At 66.4% G+C, this 22,618-nt stretch carries 21 protein-coding genes and 1 tRNA gene; 8 read left to right on the forward strand and 14 right to left on the reverse strand.

What is annotated here, in order from left to right; genetic code table 11:
- Nucleotides 1-83: 83 nt before the first annotated feature.
- The 7 genes from J2T47_RS02620 to J2T47_RS02650 all read right to left on the reverse strand — a co-directional run bounded on the left by J2T47_RS02620 (nt 84) and on the right by J2T47_RS02650 (nt 7,003).
- Nucleotides 84-878, reverse strand: a complete 795-nt coding sequence (locus tag J2T47_RS02620; protein WP_253442141.1) for an ABC transporter ATP-binding protein — start codon at nt 876-878, stop codon at nt 84-86.
- Nucleotides 879-919: 41 nt separating this feature from the next.
- A complete protein-coding gene (locus J2T47_RS02625) occupies nt 920-1,681 on the reverse strand; it encodes an ABC transporter permease (protein ID WP_253442143.1) in 762 nt (253 codons plus the stop codon).
- Nucleotides 1,678-2,436, reverse strand: coding sequence for an ABC transporter permease (locus J2T47_RS02630; protein ID WP_253442145.1), 759 nt, complete (start codon nt 2,434-2,436; stop codon nt 1,678-1,680). The genes J2T47_RS02625 and J2T47_RS02630 overlap by 4 nt, the downstream gene beginning before the upstream one ends.
- Before the next feature lie 3 nt (nt 2,437-2,439).
- Complete coding sequence (locus tag J2T47_RS02635) at nt 2,440-3,648, reverse strand: MFS transporter (protein WP_253442147.1); 1,209 nt, start codon at nt 3,646-3,648, stop codon at nt 2,440-2,442.
- On the reverse strand, nt 3,635-4,690 hold the full coding sequence (locus J2T47_RS02640) for an ABC transporter substrate-binding protein (protein WP_253442150.1): 1,056 nt from the start codon (nt 4,688-4,690) through the stop codon (nt 3,635-3,637). The genes J2T47_RS02635 and J2T47_RS02640 overlap by 14 nt, the downstream gene beginning before the upstream one ends.
- Nucleotides 4,691-4,775: 85 nt before the next feature.
- Complete coding sequence (locus J2T47_RS02645; protein WP_253442151.1) at nt 4,776-5,831, reverse strand: ABC transporter substrate-binding protein; 1,056 nt, start codon at nt 5,829-5,831, stop codon at nt 4,776-4,778.
- A gap of 17 nt (nt 5,832-5,848) precedes the next feature.
- Nucleotides 5,849-7,003, reverse strand: coding sequence for an LLM class flavin-dependent oxidoreductase (locus tag J2T47_RS02650; RefSeq protein WP_253442153.1), 1,155 nt, complete (start codon nt 7,001-7,003; stop codon nt 5,849-5,851).
- Between the two features lie 339 nt (nt 7,004-7,342).
- On the opposite strand from J2T47_RS02650, the gene J2T47_RS02655 reads away from it, so the two are divergent.
- Nucleotides 7,343-8,074, forward strand: coding sequence for a class II aldolase/adducin family protein (locus tag J2T47_RS02655; protein ID WP_253442155.1), 732 nt, complete (start codon nt 7,343-7,345; stop codon nt 8,072-8,074).
- Between the two features lie 224 nt (nt 8,075-8,298).
- On the opposite strand, the gene J2T47_RS02660 is transcribed toward J2T47_RS02655, so the two are convergent.
- Nucleotides 8,299-9,375 carry an ABC transporter substrate-binding protein gene (locus J2T47_RS02660; protein ID WP_253442157.1) on the reverse strand — a complete coding sequence of 359 codons (1,077 nt, stop codon included), beginning with the start codon at nt 9,373-9,375 and terminating at the stop codon, nt 8,299-8,301.
- Between the two features lie 14 nt (nt 9,376-9,389).
- Complete coding sequence (locus tag J2T47_RS02665; RefSeq protein ID WP_253442159.1) at nt 9,390-11,651, reverse strand: TonB-dependent receptor; 2,262 nt, start codon at nt 11,649-11,651, stop codon at nt 9,390-9,392.
- 353 nt (nt 11,652-12,004) lie between these two features.
- Between J2T47_RS02665 and J2T47_RS02670 the strand changes: the two genes are divergently transcribed.
- On the forward strand, nt 12,005-12,742 hold the full coding sequence (locus J2T47_RS02670; protein ID WP_253442161.1) for a metallophosphoesterase: 738 nt from the start codon (nt 12,005-12,007) through the stop codon (nt 12,740-12,742).
- Nucleotides 12,743-12,758: 16 nt separating this feature from the next.
- Here J2T47_RS02670 and J2T47_RS02675 read toward each other — a convergent pair whose 3' ends face one another.
- On the reverse strand, nt 12,759-13,193 hold the full coding sequence (locus J2T47_RS02675; protein ID WP_253442163.1) for a CBS domain-containing protein: 435 nt from the start codon (nt 13,191-13,193) through the stop codon (nt 12,759-12,761).
- Between the two features lie 176 nt (nt 13,194-13,369).
- Between J2T47_RS02675 and J2T47_RS02680 the strand changes: the two genes are divergently transcribed.
- The gene (locus J2T47_RS02680) at nt 13,370-13,555 is read left to right on the forward strand and encodes a hypothetical protein (RefSeq protein ID WP_253442165.1); all 186 of its coding nucleotides are present in this window, start codon (nt 13,370-13,372) and stop codon (nt 13,553-13,555) included.
- Nucleotides 13,556-13,632: 77 nt separating this feature from the next.
- Complete coding sequence (locus J2T47_RS02685; RefSeq protein ID WP_253442167.1) at nt 13,633-14,358, forward strand: hypothetical protein; 726 nt, start codon at nt 13,633-13,635, stop codon at nt 14,356-14,358.
- Between the two features lie 33 nt (nt 14,359-14,391).
- Here the strand turns inward: J2T47_RS02685 and J2T47_RS02690 are convergent, their stop codons facing one another.
- Complete coding sequence (locus J2T47_RS02690) at nt 14,392-14,985, reverse strand: hypothetical protein (RefSeq protein WP_253442168.1); 594 nt, start codon at nt 14,983-14,985, stop codon at nt 14,392-14,394.
- Between the two features lie 188 nt (nt 14,986-15,173).
- Here J2T47_RS02690 and yecR point away from each other — a divergent pair, with 188 nt between their 5' ends.
- A complete protein-coding gene (yecR, locus tag J2T47_RS02695) occupies nt 15,174-15,671 on the forward strand; it encodes a YecR family lipoprotein (protein WP_253442169.1) in 498 nt (165 codons plus the stop codon).
- An 83-nt stretch (nt 15,672-15,754) separates the two neighbouring features.
- Here yecR and J2T47_RS02700 read toward each other — a convergent pair.
- Nucleotides 15,755-15,831, reverse strand: a tRNA-Arg gene (locus J2T47_RS02700).
- A gap of 656 nt (nt 15,832-16,487) precedes the next feature.
- On the opposite strand from J2T47_RS02700, the gene gabD reads away from it, so the two are divergent.
- The 3 genes from gabD to J2T47_RS02715 all read left to right on the forward strand — a co-directional run bounded on the left by gabD (nt 16,488) and on the right by J2T47_RS02715 (nt 20,879).
- A complete protein-coding gene (gene gabD / locus J2T47_RS02705) occupies nt 16,488-17,939 on the forward strand; it encodes an NADP-dependent succinate-semialdehyde dehydrogenase (RefSeq protein ID WP_081518737.1) in 1,452 nt (483 codons plus the stop codon).
- Between the two features lie 201 nt (nt 17,940-18,140).
- The gene (gene gabT, locus J2T47_RS02710) at nt 18,141-19,421 is read left to right on the forward strand and encodes a 4-aminobutyrate--2-oxoglutarate transaminase (RefSeq protein WP_045213232.1); all 1,281 of its coding nucleotides are present in this window, start codon (nt 18,141-18,143) and stop codon (nt 19,419-19,421) included.
- A 261-nt stretch (nt 19,422-19,682) separates the two neighbouring features.
- Entirely contained in the window at nt 19,683-20,879 is a 1,197-nt protein-coding gene (locus J2T47_RS02715) for an HDOD domain-containing protein (RefSeq protein WP_253442170.1), read from the forward strand.
- Here J2T47_RS02715 and J2T47_RS02720 read toward each other — a convergent pair.
- Together J2T47_RS02720 and argH are read right to left on the reverse strand one after the other, a co-directional pair.
- A complete protein-coding gene (locus J2T47_RS02720; RefSeq protein ID WP_253442171.1) occupies nt 20,876-21,163 on the reverse strand; it encodes a hypothetical protein in 288 nt (95 codons plus the stop codon). The genes J2T47_RS02715 and J2T47_RS02720 overlap by 4 nt on opposite strands.
- 51 nt (nt 21,164-21,214) lie before the next feature.
- Nucleotides 21,215-22,609: an argininosuccinate lyase gene (gene argH / locus J2T47_RS02725; RefSeq protein ID WP_253442172.1), complete on the reverse strand. Its 1,395-nt coding sequence runs from the start codon at nt 22,607-22,609 to the stop codon at nt 21,215-21,217.
- Nucleotides 22,610-22,618: the final 9 nt, after the last annotated feature.

Raw genomic sequence — 22,618 nt, forward strand, 5'->3', positions numbered from 1 at the left:
GGAGCTTGGGTGGCACGGAAACTCCCTCTCCCTTCAGGGAGAGGGCGGGGGAGAGGGGAAAGGCCCCGCGCCGATGTCTCTCGTTATCCCTGCATCAGCTCCGCCAGCAGCTCGTCCTTCAAACTGGCCAGCCGCGCATGCCCACGCTCACGCGGATGCGGCAGATCGACCCGCACCTCATGGCGGATCCGCCCCGGCCGCGCGTCCATGACGATCACCCGGTCGCCCAGGTACAGCGCCTCTTCCACGTCGTGGGTGACCATGATCATGGTGCTGCGCTGCTGCACCCAGATGCGCTGCAGCTCATGCTGCAGGCGCACGCGGGTGAGGGCGTCGAGGGCGCCGAAAGGTTCGTCGAGCAGCAGCACCCTGGGCCGGGTGATCAGCGCGCGGGCGATGGCCGCGCGCTGCGCCATGCCGCCGGACAGCTGATGCGGGTAGGCCTGTTCGAAGCCGGTCAGGCCCACCAGTTCCAGGTGCCCGGCCACCAACTCGCGCTTCTCGGCGCGGCTGAGCTTCTGCTGTTTCAGCGCCAGGGCGACGTTCTGCTCCACGGTCTTCCAGGGGAACAGCCGGTGGTCCTGGAACACGATGCCGCGCTCCAGGCCGGTGCCGGTCACGGCCTGGCCGTCGAGGAGGATGCGTCCGCTGTAGTCGTTCTCCAGGCCGACGATCAGGCGCAGCAGCGAGGATTTGCCGCAGCCGCTGGCGCCGACGATGCTGACGAACTCGCCAGGGCGCACCGCCAGGTCGATGTTCTGCAGCACCGGCAGGCTGCGGCCGTCGATGGAATAGGCCTTGCTCAGGCCCTGGATGGCCAGCGCGCCGTGTTGCGTCTGCTGAGCCGGAAGGAGGGCGGGATCGAGGATCGCGTTCATGGTCTGGGCACTCATAACGAATAGGCCGAATCTGGAAGGAGCTAGCGCAGGTTGCGCCAGCGCAGCAGGTGGCGCGCGGCGCGGGCGAACAGCTGGTTCATGGCGTAGCCGAGCAGGCCGATGCTGAGCACGCCGATCACCACGATCTCCATGCGCGAGCCGGTCTCGGCGTTCATCATCAGGTTGCCCAGGCCCATACCGGTGGAGAGGAACAGCTCGCAGCCCACCGAGCTGACCCAGGCGAAGGCCAGCGCGTGCAGCACGCCGTTGCTCAGGCTGGGCAGCGCGCCGGGCAGCAGCACCTCGCGGAACTGCTGCCAGGGGCCGAAGGCATACAGGCGGCCGACTTCGCGGTAGCGCTTCTCCACGTCGCGGAAGCCCTCGAAGGCATTCAGCGTCATCGGGTAGAAGGCGGCGAGGCTGACGATCAGCACCTTGGACGGCTCGCCGCTGCCGAACCACAGGGCGATCAGCGGGATCAGGCCGAGGATCGGCACCTGGCGAATGGTGTGGTAGAGCGGCGCGAACAGCCGCTCCAGCGGCCGCGACAGCGCCATGCCGGCGCCCAGCGCGAAGCCGGCGAGCACGCCCAGCAGCAGGCCGAGGCAGGTGCGTTGCAGGCTGGCGGAAACGCTCAGCCACAGCTCGCCGGTGCGGATCAGCTCGGCGAAGCCGGCGCCGATGCGCTCCAGCGGCACGAAGGCATAAGCGGCGCTGGCGCCCTGTTGCGATTGCCAGTGCCAGGCGGCGATCAGCAGCGCCGGCAATACCAGCCCGCGAAGACGCTTGAGAAGTCGGATCATGGCGTCGGTCTCCAGCGCAGCAGGCGCTTCTCCAACAGGCGGAAGGCGAAGTCGAGGACGAAGCCGATGGCCCCGGTGACGACCACGCCGACCATCACGATGTCGATGCGCAGCATCTGCCGGCTCAGCTCGATCATCTGCCCCAGGCCGCTGTCGGCGGCGAGCAGTTCGGCGGCCACCAGCACCATCCAGGCGCGGCTCAGGCTGATGCGCAGGCCGGTGACGATGGGCGGCGCGGCGGCGGGGAAGGCGACGTCGCGCAGCAGGCTCCACAGCGGCAGGCGGTACACGCTGGCGACCTCGAAGTAGCCGCGCGGAATGCCCTTAACGCCTTCGCTGGCGGCCAGTGCCACGGGGAAGAAGGCGGCCTTGGTGACGATCAGGATCTTGAAAGTCTCTTCGACGCCGAAGAACAGGATGAACATCGGGATCAGCGCAATCGACGGCACCTGGCGCAGGCTCTGGAACAGCGGCGCGCAGTAGGCTTCCACGGTCTTCGACAGGGCCATGGCGGTGCCGAACAGCAGCCCGCCTACGGCGCCGACGGTGAAGCCGATGGCCAGGCGCGACAGGCTGTTCACTACGTGCTCGCGCAGCTCGCCGCTGGCCAGCAGGTCCTGGAAGCTGGCCCAGACCTCCGCCGGCGGCACCAGTAATTGTGGCGGGAACCAGCCGGCGCGGGCGGCGACGAACCAGGCCAGCAGCAGGAGCAGCGGCGAGGCGAACCAGCTCAGGCGATCGAGTGTTCGAGTCATGGGTCAACCCTCCTGGCCGAGCAGTGGCCCGGCACTCTGACGGCGCTGCTTGCGTTGCCAGCAGAACAGCGCAGCCAGCAGCACCAGGGGAATCCAGCAGAGGAACAGGTTGCCCAGCCCGACGAAGTGGCTGACCGCCCCGCCCAGCAGCGCGCCGGAAAAGCTGCCGGACATGGAGGCGAGGTTGAACAACCCGGAAATCTTGCTCTTGTCCATGGCGTGCTCGCCCAACTGGGCCATGTTCACCAGGTGGATCAGTGCCGCCGCGGCGCTGAGCAACACGCCGCCCAGCGCCAGCAGCCAGTAGTCTCGGGCGACGCCGAGCAACAGCAGGGCGGCCAGCGCCGCGCCGAGGCTGCCGACGTAGGCCAGTCGCCGGCCGCTGCGTTCGATCAGGTAGCCGAAGCCGAACAGCCCGAGCACCGAGGCCAGGCCCTGGATCATCACCAGGCTCACCGCCTGGCCTTGCGACAGGCCGACGACTTCCATCGCCAGCAGCAGGATGAAGGTGCCGAACAGCGCGCTGGTGGCGGCGCTGAGCAGCTCCACCAGGCAGCTCTCGGCGATCTCGACATTGGCCAGCATGGCGCTGACCTGTTGCAGCAACCCGCCGGTGGCGGCCATCGGCAGGTCCTCGGCGGGTGCCTCGCCTTCCCAGAAACCGAGGCTGTAGAAAGCCATCAGGCCGAAGCACAGGCCGATGGCGGCAAAGCCCCAGGTGAAGCTCGCCGCGCCGCTCAGCCAGTTGCCCAGCAGCGGGCCGAGCAGGCCCATCCCGAGGGTCAGCGAGCCGCGGTACCAGCCGGCCTTGTCGTTGCCGATGCGCTTGAGCTGACGGAGGAAGGCGCTGTTCATGGCGACGATGCGGAAGGGGATGCACAGGCCGATCAGCAGTCGCGCAAACGCCAGCCACAGCCAGCCGCCGAATAGCGGGATGGCCAGGTTCAGCAGCATCGGCCCGAGGCTGGCGAGGAAGTACACCCGGCGCGCGCCGAAGCGGGCGATGACGAAGCCGGCGGGCAGGGTGAGGATCACCATGCCCAGCGCCTCCATGGCCGAGATGATACCGATCTGCATGGCGTTGGCGCCGATGCTGATGGCGTACAGCGTGGTGACGATCTTCGCCATGCCGATGGTGGCGCCGCTGAACGCCGCCAGCAGCATGAAGTTGAGCAGGAAGGCGGCGGGCCGCGCCGGGCTAGATGGCGACATCGATCTTCCCCAGCAGGGCTTCCAGCGGACGTGGGTCGATCCAGTCGTCGACGCTGAAATCGGCGCCGATGAACTCCCAGCGCTGGAGGAAGGCGGTGAGGTCGCGCAGGGCGCTGACCGAGCGCTCCGCCAGGTTGGTCTGCAGGCGCAGGTGCGCGTCCTCGCCGTAGGCGCTGGCGACCCAGAACTCGCTGGTGTTCAGCTCGCGGGCGAGGAAGCGGCGGGTCTCCTCGGGATGCGCCCAGGCCCACTGCTCGGCGCGCAGCACGGTGTCGAGCACCCGCACGGCGGCATCGAAGTGTTCGTCCAGCAGTTGCTGGTCGACGGTCAGGGTGCGCGGCGTGCCGATGTTCGAGCGCACCAGCGGCTCGGGGTGCGAGCCGACATCCATCACCACGTGCAGGCCGAATTCATGGGCCAGCTGCAGGCCGTGGGCGCCCTTGAGGAAGAGGGCGTCGATGTCGCCGCGCAGCAGGCCGATCAGCTCGTTGTTGCGCTGCACCACGCGGTTGCCCTTGAGCGCTACCTGGGCGCCGAACACGTGGCGCACCGGGTCATCGCTGAAGGTGCCGCCGTAGGGGTAGTCCACCAGCTCGACGTCGCGCACCTCCAGGCCTTCCAGGCGCAGGGCGTTTTCCAGGCCGCGCAGGGACTGGGCACGGGTGAAGTCGATCTGCACGTTGGCCCACTTCGGCAGGCCGAAGCGCCGGTGGCGCAGGTCGCGGATGCTGCGCACGCCGCTGTCCGGGGCGCTGACGATGAGCTGCACCTCGTCGCTCCACGACAGCCCGACCACCCGCGTGCGCGCACCGCTGGCGCGGGCCCAGATGGCCGGAATGTTGCCGCCGTGGCGTACGGAATAGGGCAGGTGATGGTCGAAGTGCGCCTCGCGCACCTCGCGTTCGGACGACTCGCGCAGCGACTGGATGCGCGTGCCGAACGGGCGGAAGGCCTGCGCCAGGCGCCCGGATTCGACGGCGATGCCGAGCCCCGTGGGAACGGGGCTGTGGGTGTACCAGAGGGTTTCCAGCGGTGTGCTCATGGGTGTCCGTCAGGGAAGAAAGCCCCCGCGCCGTCGCGCGGGGGCCCAGGGCGGGAAACAGAGGGAAGCGCCCTCGTGACGTTGCTCAGGCAGTCTTCTGTGCAAGGCGGCTGCGCAGGGCTTCCAGTGGGCGCGGGTCGATCCACTCGCGCACGTCGAAGCGCGCCGGGATGAAGTTCCAGCGCTGCAGGAAGTCGGTGAAGTCCTGCAGGGCGAGGATCGAGCCTTCGTCGAGGTTGGTGCGCAGGCGCAGGTGGGCGTCCTCGCCGTAGGCGCTGGCGACCCAGAACTCGCTGCTGTTGGTTTCCCGCGCCAGGTAGCGGCGGGTGTCGTCCGGGTGCTGGTGCGCCCAGTCCTCGGCACGCAGTACCGAGGCGAGGATCGCGGTGGCGGCGTCGGGGTGCTGCTCCAGCAGGTTGAGGTCGACGCTCAGGGTGCGCGGCGTGCCGTTGTTGGCGCGGACCAGCGGCTCCGGATGGGCGCCGGTGTCGACCACCGTGTGCAGGCCGAACTGTTGCGCCAGCTGCACGGCGTGGGCGCCCTTGAGGAAGATCGCATCCACTTCGCCACGCAGCAGGCCGACCAGTTCCGGGTTCTGGCTGCGCCGGCGGCTGCCGCCGTGGCCGGTGATGCCGACGATGTTGCCCGGCGCCTCGTCGCTGAAGGTGCCCTTCAGGCCGAAGTCCACCAGCTCCAGGTCGCGCACTTCCAGGCCTTCCAGGCGCAGGGCGTTCTCCAGGCCACGGATGGCCTGGGCACGGGTGAAGTCGATCTGCGCTCCGCTCCAGTCCGGCAGGCCGAAGCGCCGGCCCTTGAGGTCGCGCACGCTGCGGATGCCGCTCTCTGCGGTGGTCAGGATCAGCTGCGCCTCATCGGCCCAGGACAGGCCGATCACGCGGGTTTCGCGGCCGCTGGCGCGGGCCCAGATGGCCGGGATGTTGCCGCCGTGGCGCACCGAGTTCTGCAGCGTGTGGTCGAAGTGCGACTCGCGCACCGCCTGGTCGGCGGACTCGCGCAGCGACTTGATCTGCGTGCCCTGCTCGGCGAGGGATTCTTCCAGCCAGCCTTTCTGCACGGCGATGCCGAGGCCGGTGGGAACCGGGCAGCGGGTGTACCAGAGGGTATCGAGGGGACGGGACATGTTCAGCTCCTTGTGGCTCAGGCGCGGGCCTTGAGTTCGTGGACGTCGGCGCGTTTTCCCTGCACCAGCGGCAGGACTTCCTGGCCGATGCGCAGGGCTTCTTCCAGGTGCGGATTGCCGGCGAGGATGAAGGTGGAGAAACCGGCGTCGCGGTATTCGGCGAGGCGTTCGGCGACGTTCTCGTGGCTGCCCACCAGGCCGATGGTCGGTCCTGGCTTGGCCTTGCCGAAGCCGGCCCAGAGGTTGGGGCCGAGGATCAGGTCGTCGAAGCGCTCGACGTTCTGGTGGTAGGCGGTCTGCCGCGCGGCGCCGACGGAGTCCGAGCCGGTGGCGAAGTTCTTGATGAAGGCGCTGGTGCGCGCGTCGATGCGCTCGTACTGGCGGCGCAGTTCGCTCCAGGCGGCTTCTTCGGTCTCGCGGGCGAACAGGTCGATGCGGATGCCGAAGCGGATTTCGCGGCCCTGCTTGTCGGCCAGCTCGCGCACCCGCTCCAGGTGCGGCTTGAGCTTGTCGATCGGCTCGGCCCAGTTCAGGTAGACGTCGGCGTGTTTCGCCGCGACGTCCAGCGCCGGGTCGGAGAAGCCGGAGAAGTACACGCCGGGCTTGCGCACGTGGCGTAGCGCGATCGGCAGCGAGCCGTTCTCCAGCTGGTAGATGTCGCCCTGGTAGGAGAACTGCTCGTTCTTCCACAGGCCGTCGATGATGTCGAGGAACTCGCCGGTGCGCTGGTAGCGCTTGTCGTGTTCGAGGAAGTCGCCGTTGGCGCGCTGGCTGGCGGGGTTGCCGCCGGTGATGATGTTCCACTCCAGGCGGTCGCGAGACAGGTGCTGGAGGATCGCCGCCTGCTGCGCGGCGTAGGCCGGCAGGGTCCAGGCGGCCTGGAAGGCGATCAGGAACTTGATCCGGCGGGTCTCGCGGGCCAGCGCGGCGGCGGCGATCCACGGCTCCGGCCCGGTGGGCAGCAGTGCGCCCTCGAAGCCGGCGATCTCGGCGGCCTTGGCCACCTGGGCGATGTAGTCGATGTAGGTGAAACCGTCCGGCTCGCCGTTGGCCAGGCGGCCGGGGGCGATGTTGCCGGGGCGCTCGATGTGGCTGCCGCGGTTGTTCTTGTCCGAGGCGAGATAGGGACCGTCGCTGCCCAGCGGCAGTCGCCAGAAGAATTCGGTGCTCATGGCCATGCTCCTTTGCTTGGCGGGGGCAGCGTCGTGCTGCTCGTGCAAGGTCTTGAGCAAGGGCTGTGCCCAAAGCCTGCAGGCCAGGCGTGGCGGGGCTTTCAGGCTGGCGTGCTGCTGTGGCAGCAGGGCGTTTGTCTGTACAGCAGCAGTGGGGCAGCAGGGGATGCTGGGCGGGCAGCAGTTTTGCCCGCTCAGGCGGGGTTGTCGGCCTGCTGATGGCCTTGTCTTCCTCTAACGTATTGATTCGTAAATATATTTATTAGTGGCACAAGTCCTGCTCAGTCACTGGAACACCGCCACGCGGTTCATCCATCCCCGACTGCCAGGAGGCACTCCATGTCCACCCTCGATCCGCAACTCGCCCGCCAGCTCGAACAAGTCCGCCGCGACTTCGCCAAGGCCTTCCGCGTGCTCAAGGAAAGCCGCACCCTCACCGCCAGCAACACCTACCAGGCCTACGTGCGCGTGCCGGATAGTGACCGGGTGATCGCCGTCCACGCGCCGAACCCCTGGGCCGACGACCAGGAAATCCGCGCGGTCGTTGCTACCTACGACGGCGAGGTGATCCTCGACGAAAGCATCCCCGGCGCGACCCCGCTCAGCGGCCGTGGCGCAGGCGGCAACGGCAAGCGTTACGCGGCGATCTTCCAGGCGCGCCCGGAGGTGAACGTGGTGATCCACGTGCACACCGCCTACCTCGGTGGCTGGGCCAGCGCCCACCGCGTGCTGCCGATCCGCTACGCCGCCTCCCAGCGCGTGACCCTGGCCCGCGAGCTGCCGATCTACATCGACCGCCGCCAGCCCGAGCCGCTGTTCATCCTCGACAAGCTGGCGGAGAACCCGCACACCCCGGCCATCCTCGAAGCCAACGGCGGCGCGACCTTCTGGGGCGACGACCTGATCAAGGCGTCCAAGCTGATCCTGCTGCTGGAGGAAGGCGCCTACTTCCAGGGCCTCGCCGAAAGCCTCGGCGGCTCCCGGGAGTTCGGCCCCGGCGTGCTGGAGCAGCAGTGGAAGATGACCGGCCTCTGGGAGCAGGGCCAGAAGCTGCTGGGCGCGGCGGCCTGAGTTTCTGCCCGGCATGAAAAAGCCCTCTTGCGAGGGCTTTTTTGTGGGCGCGGATCGCGCTTTTCGCAGGACCGAGGGGGACGCCCAGTCCTTGCTCGCGAACCGCCTCCGCAGCGGGGGTTATTCGCGAGCAAGCTCGCTCCTACAGATTTGGTCAGGTGCTGCGCTCCTGTAGGAGCGGGCCATGCCCGCGATCGCGCCCAAGGGGCGCTCCTACGTTCAGATCAGGGCTTGGCGGCGACCGAGGGGCCGGCGCTGCGCTGCCAGAAGCTTTCCAGCTGGAGGTTCTTCAAGCCCTGCTCGACGAACTTCGGCTCCAGCAGGTCGTCCACCCTCACCTCGTTGCGGATCAGTTTCGCCTTCAGGCTGTAGGCGATGCCGTCGCTGTAGTGCTGGCGCAGAGCGTCGTCGTAGAGCGGAGAGAAGTGCGCGGGCCACGGCTCGCCGGCGACCTCGCGCTGCAGCACGCTCAGCGGCACGCCGGAACGGGTCTGGGCCTGCTGGTACTCCGCCTGGTTGGCGTCCTGGGAGACCCACCACGCAGCTTTCAGGTAGGCGTCCACCACCAGCTGGGTGAGGTCGGGATGGTCTTTCACGAAGTCCTTCGTGCCCCAGACCTCGGCGCGCATCTTCCAGTCCGCCGGAGCTTCCTTGCTCGACCAGATGACGCGGCCGACCTGCTTGTCTTCCAGCAGGAAGGCATCGCTCAGGGTGAAGAAGGCGTCGACCCGCCCGGCGCTCAATGCCGCGGCGCCGGCCTGGGGATTTAGGTTGAAGATGCGGAAATCCTCGAAGCCCAGGTGGTTGGCTTCCAGTAGTTTGGCGAACGACAGCTCCCACGGCCGGCCCCGGTGCAGGGCGATGCGTTTGCCCTTGAGGTCGGCGATGGATTTCGCCGTGGAGCCCGGCGGCACCACCAGGTAGACGTTGTTGCCGATGCCGCCGGGGACGATCAGCTGGGTCGGCACGCCCGAGGCGTTGGCGATGATCGACGGCAGGTCGCCGTAGAAGGCGAAGTCGATGCGCTTGTTGGCGAACTCCTCGTTGACGAAGGTGCCCACCGAGCCGGTGGCGGCGGGCACCCATTCCAGCTTGATGCCGCGCCGGGCCAGTTGCTGCTCCAGCCACTTGTCACGGTCGATTACGTAGGACGGGCCGTTGAAGGTGATGTGCCCGGCGTTGGCGTAGGCCACCGTGGCAATGCGCAGGGTGGTCGGCTGCTCGGCGGCGAGGGCGCTGCCTGCGAGCAGCACGGCGGCGGCCGGCAGCAGCCGGCGCAGCGCGCGATGCAGAAGGGTCATGGGGATTACCTCGCTCAGAAGTCGGTAGTGACCGAGACGCCAAAGGTGCGTGGGTCGCCGTACATGACGGCGGCGGTCTGGTAGCCGGTAGGCAGGGTGTGGTTGCGGTATTCCTTGTCGGTGAGGTTGTTCACGTAGGCGGTGATGCGTGTGGTTTCGCCCGGCAGTTCGTAGGTCACCCGCGCGTTGCCCAGGGTGTAGCCGCCGGTGCGCATGTTGGCGCTCTGGTCGTTGGTGAAGAAGTACTGGCGGCTGCGGGTGTTCCAGTCGGTGCCGAGCACCACCGCGCCGCCGACGTTCAGCGGGATGCGGTAGTCGGCGCCGATCACCGCCGAAACGCTGGGTGCGCGGACGAAGTGGTTGCCGGAGTAGTCGTCGTTGCCCGAGGTGTAGTCGGTGAACTCGGTGTGCAGCAGGCCGAGGCCGAGGTTCAGGTGCAGGTTCTGCACCGGGATGGCTTCGAGCTCGAACTCGGCGCCGTAGGCCTCGCCCTGGGCGCCGTTGGCCAGGCGCGAGACAGTCTGGTTGTTCACCGCGGTGACGATGTTGAGCTGGATGTCCTCGTAGTCGTAGTAGAAGACGCTGGCATTGGCGTTCAGGCGGCCGTCGAACCATTCCGACTTCAGGCCCAGCTCATAGGAGGTGAGGTATTCCGGATCGACCTTGGCCACCGTGGCCTGGCTGGTGACGCCGGCGTTGTAGCCGCCGGAGCGGAAGCCACGGGCATAGCGGAAGTAGGCGCGGGCGTTATCGGAAATCCGGTACTCGGGTGTCAGGTCCCAGCTGTAGTCGCTCCAGGTGTTGCTCTCGTCCTGGGTGGCGTTGACGATCAGCGGCGAGTCGACGTTGCCCGGCTGCCACCAGTGGCCGTCGCCGAAGCTGGCGGCGCCTCGGTTGACCAGGCGCTCCAGGTCGATGTCCTTGGTCTCGCGGGTCCAGCGCAGGCCGGCGGTGACGCTGAAGTCGTCGGTGAAGTTGTAGGTGGTGCTGCCGAAGATGGCGTAGCTCTCGGTCTTCTGGTCGTAGCTGACGTTGTTGTAGTAGCTGGGGACGTAGACGTTGGGCAGCGCCGCGTTGGCGTTCTTCGACTCCAGGTCCTCGTTGAAGTAGTGGAAGCCCAGCACCCAGTTCAGCCGGTCGCTGCGCGGTGAGGCCAGGCGCAGCTCCTGCGACCACTGCTGGCTGTCGGCGTAGCTGTAGCTGCGCTGCAGTTCCAGCGGGGTGTTGTCGCTGTCGGTCCAGCCGTCGCGGGTGAAGTGTTCGAAGGCGGTGATGGAGGTCAGCTCCAACTCGCCCAGCTGCCAGACCAGGTTGAGGTTGCTGCCGGCCTGGTCGATCTCGGCCTGGTACTTGGCGTTGAAGTTGGCCTTTCCCAGTTTCGGGTCGATGGAATAGCCGAACTGATTGGTGCCGTCCGGACGGGTGCCGTAGCTCACCGTGTTGTAGCTGGCGGTGTCGTGGTAATGGCGGGCGTGGACGTTGAGGTTTGCGTCGAGGTTGTCGTTCACCCGCGCGGCCAGTTGCAGGCGCACGGCGTCGTCTTCCAGCGCGCCCTGGTCGTTGCCGTCGTTCTCGTTCTCGGTATAGCCGTCGCGGCCCTGGTGGTGGAAGGACAGGCGCCCGGCCAGCTTGTCGTCCACCAGCGCGTCGCTCACCGCGCCTTCGACGATGCGGTTGGCGTAGTTGCCCAGGTCGACCTTGAAGTAGCCCTCGGGGCTGAAGGTCGGCTTGCGCGAGATGAAGTTGATCGCCCCGCCCGTGGTGTTCTTGCCCCACAGGGTGCCCTGCGGGCCGCGCAGCACTTCCACGCGCTCCTGGTCGAACAGCGGGAAGCCGGTGGCGCTGATGTTGGCGATGTACACGTCGTCGACGTAGATGCCGATCGGGCTGACCGTGTTGGCGCCCTGGTCACCGGTGCCCAGACCGCGGATCCACCAGCGCGGACGGCCGTGGCCGTCGGTGGTGCCGGCGGAGGCGTTGGGGGTGTAGCGGGTGACTTCGCTGGCCGATTGCAGGGAGGCGTCGCGGATCTTCTCGCCGCTCAGCACGGTGATCGGCGCCGGTACTTCCTGTACCGATTCCTCGCGCTTCTGCGCGGTGACCACCACCTTGCCGAGGGTCGGTGCGGCGCTGCTTTCTGCGGTGTTCTGAGCATCGGTGCTCTGAGTATCAGTGCTCTGAGCATCGGTTTTCTGGGCGTTGCCGTCGGCTGCGTGGACCGCGCCGCTGGCCAGGCTCGCCAGGATGGCAAGGGAAAGGGTGGTGCGTTTGAACATGGTGTCCCCGGGGGGCGGCGAAAGGACGGCTGGCTCTGTGGTGCTCGGTCGTCGCCGCAAGGCATGAAGCGGTTATTGCGTTGCTCTTGTGCTGGCTCACGCGTGATAAGGCCGAAAGGCTTGCCGGGGACATCGCAACATCCGTACCGCTTTTTTGCTTCCTATTAACTTGTTGATGCAAAAGGGTTTTTATGGATTCCTGCGGCCGGGGTGCTGCTGAGGCAACAGTCCATGCTGGGCCATCGCTGCCTGGGCAGCAGCGCGTCAGCAGGCTCCCGCGGCTTTCGTCGAACTGCCGCGGGAACGCCATTTGCAGCTGATAAGCTGATCTCCTGAAAGCCCTGGAGTTGGCAATGAACACGCTCTTGCCGGAACAACCCCTCAAGCGTTTCCCGCGCAACCTGCGCGGCCGCGATTTCGTGGTGGGGGATGTGCACGGCCATTTCGAACTGCTGCAACGACTGCTCGACCAGGTCGGCTTCGATCCGGCCGCCGACCGCCTGTTCGCCGCCGGCGACCTGGTGGACCGCGGCCCCTATTCGCCGCAGGTCATGGACTGGCTGGCCAGGCCCTGGTTCGCCTCGGTGCGCGGCAACCACGAGCAACTGGTGATCGACGTGGTGCTGACCGGCGATGACCGCGATCTGCACTTCCGCAATGGCGGCACCTGGCTGTACAAGCTCACCCCGGTGACCCGCGAGCGCATCGCCCGCCGGCTGCAGCAGTTGCCGCTGGTGATCGAAGTGGAGCTGGAAGAGGGCCGGCGCGTCGGCATCGTGCACGCCGAGGCGCCAGTTTCACCGGCCTTCCCCGACTGGGACAGCGGCGTCGCCGCGCTGGCCGGTGAGCTGGGCGAAGCCGCCCGGCGCAATGCCGTCGGCCTGGCCATGTGGGCGCGCACGCGAATCGAGAAGGAAGATGCGACGCCGATTGCCGGGCTGGAGCGCCTTTATGTCGGGCATACCGCGCAGAGGGCCGTGCGCCCGCTCGGCAACACCCACTACATCGACACGGGCAGCGGCTATGCCGACGGCTGCCTGAGCATTGTCGACATGCAAACCGGCAAGGTGGAAACGGCGGCCGCGGGCTGAGCGGCCGCCGGGGCGATCACTCGCCGCGGATGTACTGTTCCAGTTGCTGGATCAGCTCGGCCTGTTCGGCGATGGCGGCCTTCACCAGGTCGCCGATGGACAGCAGGCCGAGCAGCTCGCCGTTCTCCACCACCGGCAGGTGGCGCAGGTGGCGCTCGGTCATGATGCCCATGCACTTGTCGACGTTCAGGTGGGTGTCCACGGTGATCACCGGAGCGGTCATCACCGCGCTGACCGGCGTGTTCTCCGAGTTGCGTCCCTTGAGCGCCAGGCGCCGGGCGTAGTCGCGCTCACTGAAGAAGCCGACCAGCTGGTTGGCCTCCACCACCGGCAGGCCGCCGAGGTTCTTCTCCGCCATCAGGCGCAATGCATCGATCACCAGCGCATCCGGGGCGATGGTGTAAACCTGCTGGTCCGCCTTGGCGTTCAACAGCTGAGCCACAGTCTTCATTCATACCCCCTGTTTGTCGTCGCACGGCGCGAAGCCCGTGGTCCATAGAGAATCGTGGACGAATCGCGATCCGGCAAGGCCGGAAAGCGCCGTCCGCCGTCACGGGAGCGTCATCCACCCGCGGCGCGACTTATACTGTGATTCCCTTCCCCGTTTCCCCCTACGAAAGACCGGCCATGACTGACGAAGACCTCGACCTCCACGAGCCCGAACACGACCACCTGCTGGACCTCGACGACGACCTCGACGGCCTGCTGGAGGAGGATGCGGCGTTCTTCGAGGACCCGCCCGGCGACCATGAGGAGGACGACGAGGACGCGGAGGAATACCAGCCAGGCCTGGACGACGACGAGGACTGGTAAGGGACTGACCTTCGGACGATTTCCGGGCGTCATGATTGGCTGGCAGAATGCTGGCCAGACAATAAAGAGAAAGCACCATGCGCAACGTCACGCTCGCCCTGGCCGTTTCCCTGCTCTGTGGATGTTCCTCGGACGTCCGCCGGGATGACCGCACCGCGCCCATCTCCCTCTACCGCGACACCCGTCACGTGATGGTGGTGAACTTCCAGCCCGACGCCACGGTGGCGGCCAACCCGCGCTGGGGCGCGCTGAAGGCCAGCTGGCGCGAAGCGCTGCGCGACGAGGCGGGTTCGGCGGACTACCAGCTCACCGAGCAGGACGGCGAGCCGCGTGCCACCGACACCCTGTCCACCCTGGTGGTGATCGAGGTCGGTGCCGGCCACAACGCCAACAACCGTCCCGGCAGTGGCGACGAGGAGTGGATTACCTCCACCGTGCGCTACCACGACGGCCTGACCGGCCAACTGCTCGCCTCGCGCCGCTATGAAAGCGAAGCCGACGGCGACCTGTTCACCTCGATGGGCTCCTCGGAAGTCAGTGCGGTGTCGGAACAGATAGTCGAAGAAATCACCGGTGCGCTACTGGTCGCCCGTCCGTCGCGCAGCCTGCCGAAGCCGCTGCCTGCCGCCACGCCGGCGCAGCCGCCCGAGGCCGTACCGCAGCCGGTCTCGCCCACCGCGGCGGAAACCGTCGCCCACGTCTCCCGTCCGTTGACCCAGGAGCAGCAACTGATGGAGTTGCAGCGGCGCAACCTGCCGTACGAGGAATACCGTGACGAGTACCGGCGGATCATGGGGCACTGAGCCCCTGATGTCGCCAGCGGGCAGACGCGGCAGCTAGAACCAGCCGCCGCCCGACAGCTCCTGCTGGCAGCTCTTGTACTGCGCGCCGTACAGGTAGGCACGCGCCTGGACCTTCTGCGACACCGTCTTCAGCCACGGCTTGGCGTCGTAGCTGCGCTGGCGGTAGCCGCCCCAGCCCTCGTGGTAGTTCAGGTACTGGCCGTAGGCGTCCCACTTGGACACGCCGTTCACGCTGTAGCTCTTGTTCATGTACCAGCCCATGAAATCCAGCGCGTCGGCGAAGTCGTCGCGGTCGGCGCCCCAGCCACCGGCTTCCTTCTTGTAGTCCGCCCAGGTCTCGTCCTTGGCCTGCGCATAGCCGTAGGCGGAACTGACCCGGCCCCAGGGAATGAAGCCGAGGAAGTAGTAACGCGGCGGCAGGGCGTCGTGCCTGAAGGAGGACTCCTGGTACATCATCGCCATGGGCACCTGAACGGTCCCGCCCCAGCGTTTCTGCACCTTCAGCGCGGCCTCGTGCCATTGCGGCTTTTCACGAAAGATCTCGCAAAGGTTCTCGGGGTGCGCCGGGGGCTTGGTGGCGCAGCCGGCAAGTGTCAGCAGCAGGGCGGGCAGCAGAAGCCGGAGCATGGGCGGTTTGTCCTTTTCGCGCGCGATGGCGCAAGGCTTATACAGCCTCTGATGGCGAAGCGGAATCGTCGGGCGTCGAGGGCAACCTTCTCACCGGCGCCTGTCGGCGTGCAGGCCTGCTGGATGATCGGTTGGCGCCTGGTCTGCCGTGATGGCAAAATGAAGCTATCGATGACAAGGAGGTTGCCGTGCGCCGTATTTCCCTCGCTCTGCTGTTGATTGCCCTCGCTGCCAGCAGTGGCTGTGCTGTGAAGAAGAATTTCTATGCATCCGGTGGCAGTCGCGCAGACGGCACTGTCGACCTGGCCTACGACGTCCAGCAGTTCGAGCAGCCGGTCGTCGACGTGTCGCAAGCCCAGGCCATTGCCAAGTCCAAGTGCCAGGTGTGGGGCTATCAGGATGCCGAGGCCTTTGGCGGCCAGACCCAACACTGCAACCAGTTCAATGGGTACGGCACCTGCATCGCCGCGCAGATCGTGGTCAAGTATCAGTGCCTGGGTAATCTCGGCACGCAGGTCGGCCAGAGTGCAGCTGCACCTCTGCAGATTCAGCCGCAAGCCCAGTCTGCTTCCAATGGTTCGCTGAACAAGGCTCAATGGCAGCAGCAACAGCTGCAAATGTTGCAGGCGACACCGATGTCGTACGAGGAATACCAGCGCCGCTATCAGCAGATCATGGCGCAGTAAGCCCGGCAGTGCCGGCGAAAACAAAAAAGGCCCGCATCTGCGGGCCTTTTTACGGCTTTCCCTGGGCAAGGAAAGCGAGGAGATGGCGCACCAGGCGGGATTCGAACCCACGACCCCTGCCTTCGGAGGGCAGTACTCTATCCAGCTGAGCTACTGGTGCGTATGCCGCGGCTGGCGCGGCAGGCGGCAATCATACGCATCTCCCGTGCGGGCGTCCAATGCAGGTACGCTCGTTCATGATATCGAACGAAAACTGCCGCCTGTCGGTAGAACTCCGCCGAAAACCCGCTGCAATCTGATAGCTTCGTTGGTTTTGTCGAACGAGCTCTTGCCCTTTGCAGTCGAGGGCCCTAGGATTCGTTTGAGATTTCAAACGCCTCCCCATCACAACAACAGGAGACCGGAGCATTGGCATCACACCAGCCGGCCATCAGCCTGCGGGATGACAGTCTTCCGTTGCACCCACCGCATGTCCCTTGTGACAGGTCTCCGTGCGGCTTCCGTCGATCAGCGTACCGGAAGGTTGTAGGGCAGGCGTACTCCTGGGCCGAGCCCGGGAATCTGTGCGTGAACGAGTTCAACCAGACCGGGCAATGACCCCGGCCTGCGTTTTTTCGTGTCCGCATGCCGAGCGAACTAAGAGCCGTTCGCCTGGCATCGCCTCCAAGCTGAGGCGACGTTCGCCTTCCGCGTCGATACTGATCGGCCGGGGTGAATGAACGGCAGAGGCTGCGGTCTCTCCCATCCAGACAACAAGGCAGGCGGGACTCGAGTCAGACCCGCCGTCCACAGGCTTTCCTCGAAAGGAGACAGGTCATGCAACTCAATGATGCCAAGCTGTTCCGCCAACAGGCTTACATTGACGGTTCCTGGGTCGACGCCGACAACGGCAAGACCATCAACGTGAACAACCCGGCCACCAACGAGATCATCGGCACTGTGCCGAAGATGGGCGCCGACGAAACCCGTCGTGCCATCGAAGCCGCCGACAAGGCCCTGCCGGCCTGGCGTGCGCTGACCGCCAAGGAACGCGCCAACAAGCTGCGCAAGTGGTTCGACCTGATGATCGCCAACCAGGACGACCTGGCCCGCCTGATGACCATCGAGCAGGGCAAGCCGCTGGCCGAAGCCAAGGGCGAGATCGCCTATGCCGCCTCCTTCCTCGAGTGGTTCGGCGAAGAAGCCAAGCGCATCTACGGTGACACCATTCCGGGCCACCAGCCCGACAAGCGCATCATCGTGATCAAGCAGCCGATCGGCGTGACCGCGGCCATCACTCCGTGGAACTTCCCGTCCGCGATGATCACCCGCAAGGCCGGCCCGGCCCTGGCCGCTGGCTGCACCATGGTGCTCAAGCCTGCTTCGCAGACCCCGTACTCCGCCCTGGCCCTGGCCGAGCTGGCCGAGCGCGCCGGTATTCCGAAGGGCGTGTTCAGCGTCGTCACCGGCAGCGCCGGCGAAGTCGGCGGTGAGCTGACCAGCAACCCGATCGTGCGCAAGCTGACCTTCACCGGTTCCACCGAGATCGGTCGCCAGCTGATGGCCGAATGCGCCAAGGACATCAAGAAAGTGTCCCTGGAACTGGGCGGCAACGCTCCGTTCATCGTGTTCGACGATGCCGACCTGGACGCCGCCGTCGAAGGCGCGCTGATCTCCAAGTACCGCAACAACGGCCAGACCTGCGTCTGCGCCAACCGCCTGTACGTTCAGGACGGCGTGTACGACGCCTTCGTCGAGAAGCTGAAGGTCGCCGTGGCCAAGCTGAACATCGGCAACGGCCTGGAGCAGGGCATCACCACCGGCCCGCTGATCGATTCCAAGGCTGTGGCCAAGGTCGAAGAGCACATCGCCGACGCCGTTTCCAAGGGCGCCAAGGTCCTCACCGGCGGCAAGCCGCACGCCCTGGGTGGCACCTTCTTCGAGCCGACCATCCTGGTCGACGTACCGAAGTCCGCCCTGGTGTCCAAGGACGAGACCTTCGGCCCGCTGGCGCCGGTGTTCCGCTTCAAGGACGAGGCCGAAGTCATCGCCATGTCCAACGACACCGAGTTCGGCCTGGCTTCCTACTTCTACGCCCGCGACCTGGCCCGCGTGTTCCGCGTTGCCGAGCAGCTGGAATACGGCATGGTGGGTATCAACACCGGCCTGATCTCCAACGAAGTGGCGCCGTTCGGCGGCATCAAGGCCTCCGGCCTGGGCCGTGAAGGTTCGAAGTACGGCATCGAGGACTACCTCGAAGTCAAATACCTCTGCCTCGGCGGTATCTGACCCGTTTTTTCCGTGGGCGCGAGGTGGCAGGCAAGAGCTGACAGCCACCTTCGCGTCGGCGTTTTCCGGTGGTAGCACCGGACAACCCGTCCGGCGGGCCGCAAGTGCCATGACAGTCGATCATCGTATGCTGTCGTGTGTGGCTTCTCCCCGCTTTCATCCTTTGATCCGGTCGCCCGATGAGCGGCCACTGAGGAAGCTATGAGCAAAACCAACGAATCCCTGCTGCAACGTCGTCAGGCCGCCGTACCGCGCGGTGTAGGCCAGATCCACCCGGTCGTCGCCGAGCGCGCCGAGAACTCCACCGTGTGGGACGTCGAAGGTCGTGAGTACATCGACTTCGCCGGCGGCATTGCCGTTCTGAACACCGGCCACCTGCACCCGAAAGTGGTTGCCGCCGTTCAGGAGCAACTGACCAAGCTGACCCACACCTGCTTCCAGGTGCTGGCGTACGAGCCCTACATCGAGCTGGCCGAAGAGATCGCCAAGCGCGTTCCGGGCAACTTCCCGAAGAAGACCCTGCTGGTCACCTCCGGCTCCGAAGCCGTTGAAAACGCCGTCAAGATCGCCCGTGCCGCCACCGGCCGCGCTGGCGTGATCGCCTTCACCGGCGCCTACCACGGCCGTACCATGATGACCCTGGGCCTGACCGGCAAGGTCGTTCCGTACTCCGCTGGCATGGGCCTGATGCCGGGCGGCATCTTCCGCGCCCTGGCTCCGTGCGAACTGCACGGCGTGAGCGAAGACGAGTCGATCGCCAGCATCGAGCGCATCTTCAAGAACGACGCCCAGCCGCGCGACATCGCTGCCATCATCATCGAGCCGGTTCAGGGCGAAGGTGGCTTCTACGTCAACTCCAAGGCCTTCATGCAGCGCCTGCGCGCCCTGTGCGACGAGCACGGCATCCTGCTGATCGCCGACGAAGTGCAGACCGGCGCTGGCCGTACCGGCACCTTCTTCGCCACCGAGCAACTGGGCATCGTTCCGGACCTGACCACCTTCGCCAAGTCCGTTGGCGGTGGTTTCCCGATCTCCGGTGTTTCCGGTAAAGCTGAAATCATGGACGCCATCGCTCCCGGCGGCCTGGGCGGCACCTACGCCGGTAGCCCGATCGCTTGCGCCGCGGCCCTGGCCGTGCTGAAAGTGTTCGACGAAGAGAAGCTGCTGGAGCGTTCGCAAGCCGTTGGCGAGAGCCTGAAGGCGGGTCTGCGCGACATCCAGGCCAAGCACAAGGTCATCGGCGACGTTCGTGGCCTGGGTTCGATGATCGCCATCGAGCTGTTCGAAGGCGGCGATCACAACAAGCCGGCCGCTGAACTGGTCAGCAAGATCGTGGTTCGTGCCCGTGAGAAAGGTCTGATCCTGCTCTCCTGCGGTACCTACTACAACGTGATCCGCTTCCTGATGCCCGTCACCATCCCTGACGCGCAGCTGGAAAAAGGCCTGGCCATTCTGGCCGAGTGCTTCGACGAACTGGCCTGAGCCTTACCGCTCTAACGGTTCGAGAGAAAGGCCCGCGCAAGCGGGCCTTTTTTTATGCCCGCGCTTTGGGCGTGTTCTTTGTGCGAAATGTCCGTCGAAGTTGATGGCGCGCATGGGAAAGCTCGTGGGCTTTGGACTACGCTGCGCAGTATCCGAAGGCCGTTGGCCGGCGGCATCCGAAGGACCGGGCACTCGACAGGGATGGCTCTGGATCGGCTGTTTCCGCCCGCGACGGCAGACGTCCCGAACGAGGTGCGATCCATGAGCGTTTCTCCCGGCGTGCTGGTGGCTGCCAGCGACCCCTGGAGCCGTGAGCTGCTCGGCCAGCTGGTGCTGAGCGTGCGTTGCGACGCCAATGTCGAATTCTGCGAAGACGGTGACACGGCCATCGAGGCCTGCCGCCGTCATCCCTTCGCGCTGATCCTGGCGGAGCGTGAACTGCCCGGCAGCGATGGCCTGGAGTTGCTGCGCCATGTGCGCATGCGCCGCCGCGGCCCGGTTGCCCAGCCCTTCATCCTGATCAGCTCCAAGGCCGACGCCGCCAGCGTCCGCGCGGCCTTGCCGCTGGCGCCCACCGCCTACCTGGTCAAACCCTTCAACGCCGAGAACCTGCGCGAACGCCTGCGCTCGCTGTTGCTGGCGCCGGGTGAGAACGTCGTCTGCGAGTTGCCGACGCTGGAGCAGAGCCTGTCGCTGGAGCGCTTCCTGCAGACCGAGCGCGATGCCACCGAAGGCGCGCCGCTGATGGGTGAGGTTGGTGCGGCGGTGAATCGCTGCATGGAGGCCGGTGACGTCAATCTGGAGATGCTCGAACAGGAGTTCGGCCACGACCCGCAGATCACCGCCTGCCTGATCTCCGCCGCTAACAGCGCCGCGCGGCACGTCGGCATGCCCTGCCAGACGCTGATGCAGGCGCTGTCGCGGCTGGGCGTGGCGCAGGCGCTGAACCTGATGCTGGCAGTCGCGCTGCAGCGCGCCGCGACCCTCGATGATCCGCTGCTCAAGGAGCACGCCGGGCGTTTCTGGGAGCTGTCCCAACATACCGCCGACGCTGCGTTTGCGCTGGCCGAGTCCCTCGGCGCCGATGCTGACCGCTGCTTTACCGCCGGCCTGCTGCACTGTCTGGGCGATCTTGCGCTGCTGCGCAGTCTGCAGGACTGGCACAGCGCGGGTGGCGAGCTGAGTGAGGCGGATGTGGATAGGGCCCTGAAGGAGCACGGCGCGAGCTTCGGCTCCGCTCTGCGCACCCGCTGGCGCCTGCCGCTGGAGCTGCGCAACCTGATCGCCGCTGCCTACGCCATCGATAACGGCGTGTTCAGCCGCGAGGCACTGATAGTCAACCTGGCGGCCAGTGCGGCGCGTCTGCCCGAGGAGGAGTTGCCCAGGCTCAAGGACCACAAGGCCGCGCGCATGCTGCAGCTGACGCCGGCGCAGCTGGGTTATCTAGGGCGGACCTAGGGCTGGGGCGGACTTAGGGCGATCCAGAGCGCCACGGCGATCATCGCCAGCAATACCAGGGCGCCCGCCAGCTGGACCAGCCAGTCGGTGCCGCGAAAGTCATCGGGAAAGGCGGGTCCCCGGGGTTTCCGGCCGAGCGTCAAGGCGCGCAGCAGAAGCCATCCGAGCAGGTAACTGAAGCGATTGAACAGCGCGTCGAGCAGCCCTTCGAAGACCAGTTCCAGACCCAGCAGCAGGAGGCGGAGCAGACGCCCGAGCAGGGCGGTGGGAAGGTCGTCGAGCATGGGAATCCGTTCCCCTCGATGGCCGCGCCGGGTGGCGCGGCCTGATGGCGCTTAGCGCGTGCCCAGCAGTTCCTGGCCGCGAGCGACGGCGGCGCGGACCTGGTTCGGGGCGGTGCCGCCGATGTGGTCGCGGGCATTCACCGAGCCTTCCAGGGTCAGCACGACGAACACGTCGTCATCGATCTGGTCGCTGAACTGACGCAGCTCATCCAGGCTCATTTCGGCCAGGTCCTTGCCGCTGTCCACGCCGTATTTCACCGCGTGGCCGACGATTTCGTGGCAATCGCGGAACGGCAGGCCGCGGCGCACCAGGTAGTCGGCCAGGTCGGTGGCGGTGGAGAAGCCGCGGCGGGCCGCTTCGCGCATGATCTCGCGCTTGGGCTTGATCGCCGGAACCATGTCGGCAAAGGCACGCAGGCTGTCGCGCAGGGTGTCGGCGGCGTCGAACAGCGGCTCCTTGTCTTCCTGGTTGTCCTTGTTGTACGCCAGCGGCTGGCCCTTCATCAGGGTCAGCAGGCCGGCGAGGTGGCCGAACACGCGGCCGGACTTGCCACGCACCAGCTCCGGTACGTCCGGGTTCTTCTTCTGCGGCATGATCGAGGAGCCGGTGCAGAAGCGGTCGGGCAGGTCGATGAACTGGAACTGGGCGCTGGTCCAGAGCACCAGCTCTTCGGAGAAGCGCGACAGGTGCATCATCGCCACAGCGGCAGCAGCGCAGAATTCGATGGCGAAGTCACGGTCGGACACGCCGTCCAGCGAGTTGCCGGAGATCGCTTCGAATCCCAGCAGTTCGCAGGTGATGGTCCGGTCGATCGGGTAGGTGGTGCCCGCCAGCGCGGCGCTGCCCAGGGGCATGCGGTTGGCGCGCTTGCGGCAGTCCACCAGGCGCTCGTAGTCGCGGCTGAGCATTTCGAACCAGGCCAGCAGGTGGTGGCCGAAGGTCACCGGCTGCGCGGTCTGCAGGTGGGTGAAGCCGGGCATGATGGTGTCGGCTTCGGCTTCCGCCAGACCCAGCAGGCCCTGTTGCAGGCGGGTGATCTCGGCGAGGATCAGGTCGATTTCGTCACGCAGCCACAGGCGGATGTCGGTGGCGACCTGGTCGTTGCGCGAACGGCCGGTGTGCAGTTTCTTGCCGGTGACCCCAATGCGGTCGGTCAGGCGTGCTTCGATGTTCATGTGCACGTCTTCCAGGTCGACGCGCCAGTCGAAGGTGCCGGCCTCGATCTCGCTCTGGATCTGCTGGAGACCGTCGATGATGGTGTCGCGCTCGGCGTCGCTCAGTACGCCGACCTTGGCCAGCATGGTGGCGTGGGCCTTGGAGCCCATGATGTCGTGGCGATAGAGGCGCTTGTCGAAGTCGACGGAAGCGGTGAAGCGGGCGACAAAGGCATCGACGGGCTCGCTGAAACGGCCGCCCCAGGACTGGTTGGTCTTCTCTACGCTCATGGATCTCTC

The organism is Pseudomonas nitroreducens, from assembly GCF_024170165.1.
In the GTDB taxonomy this organism is placed as follows: Bacteria; Pseudomonadota; Gammaproteobacteria; order Pseudomonadales; family Pseudomonadaceae; genus Pseudomonas; species Pseudomonas nitroreducens_C.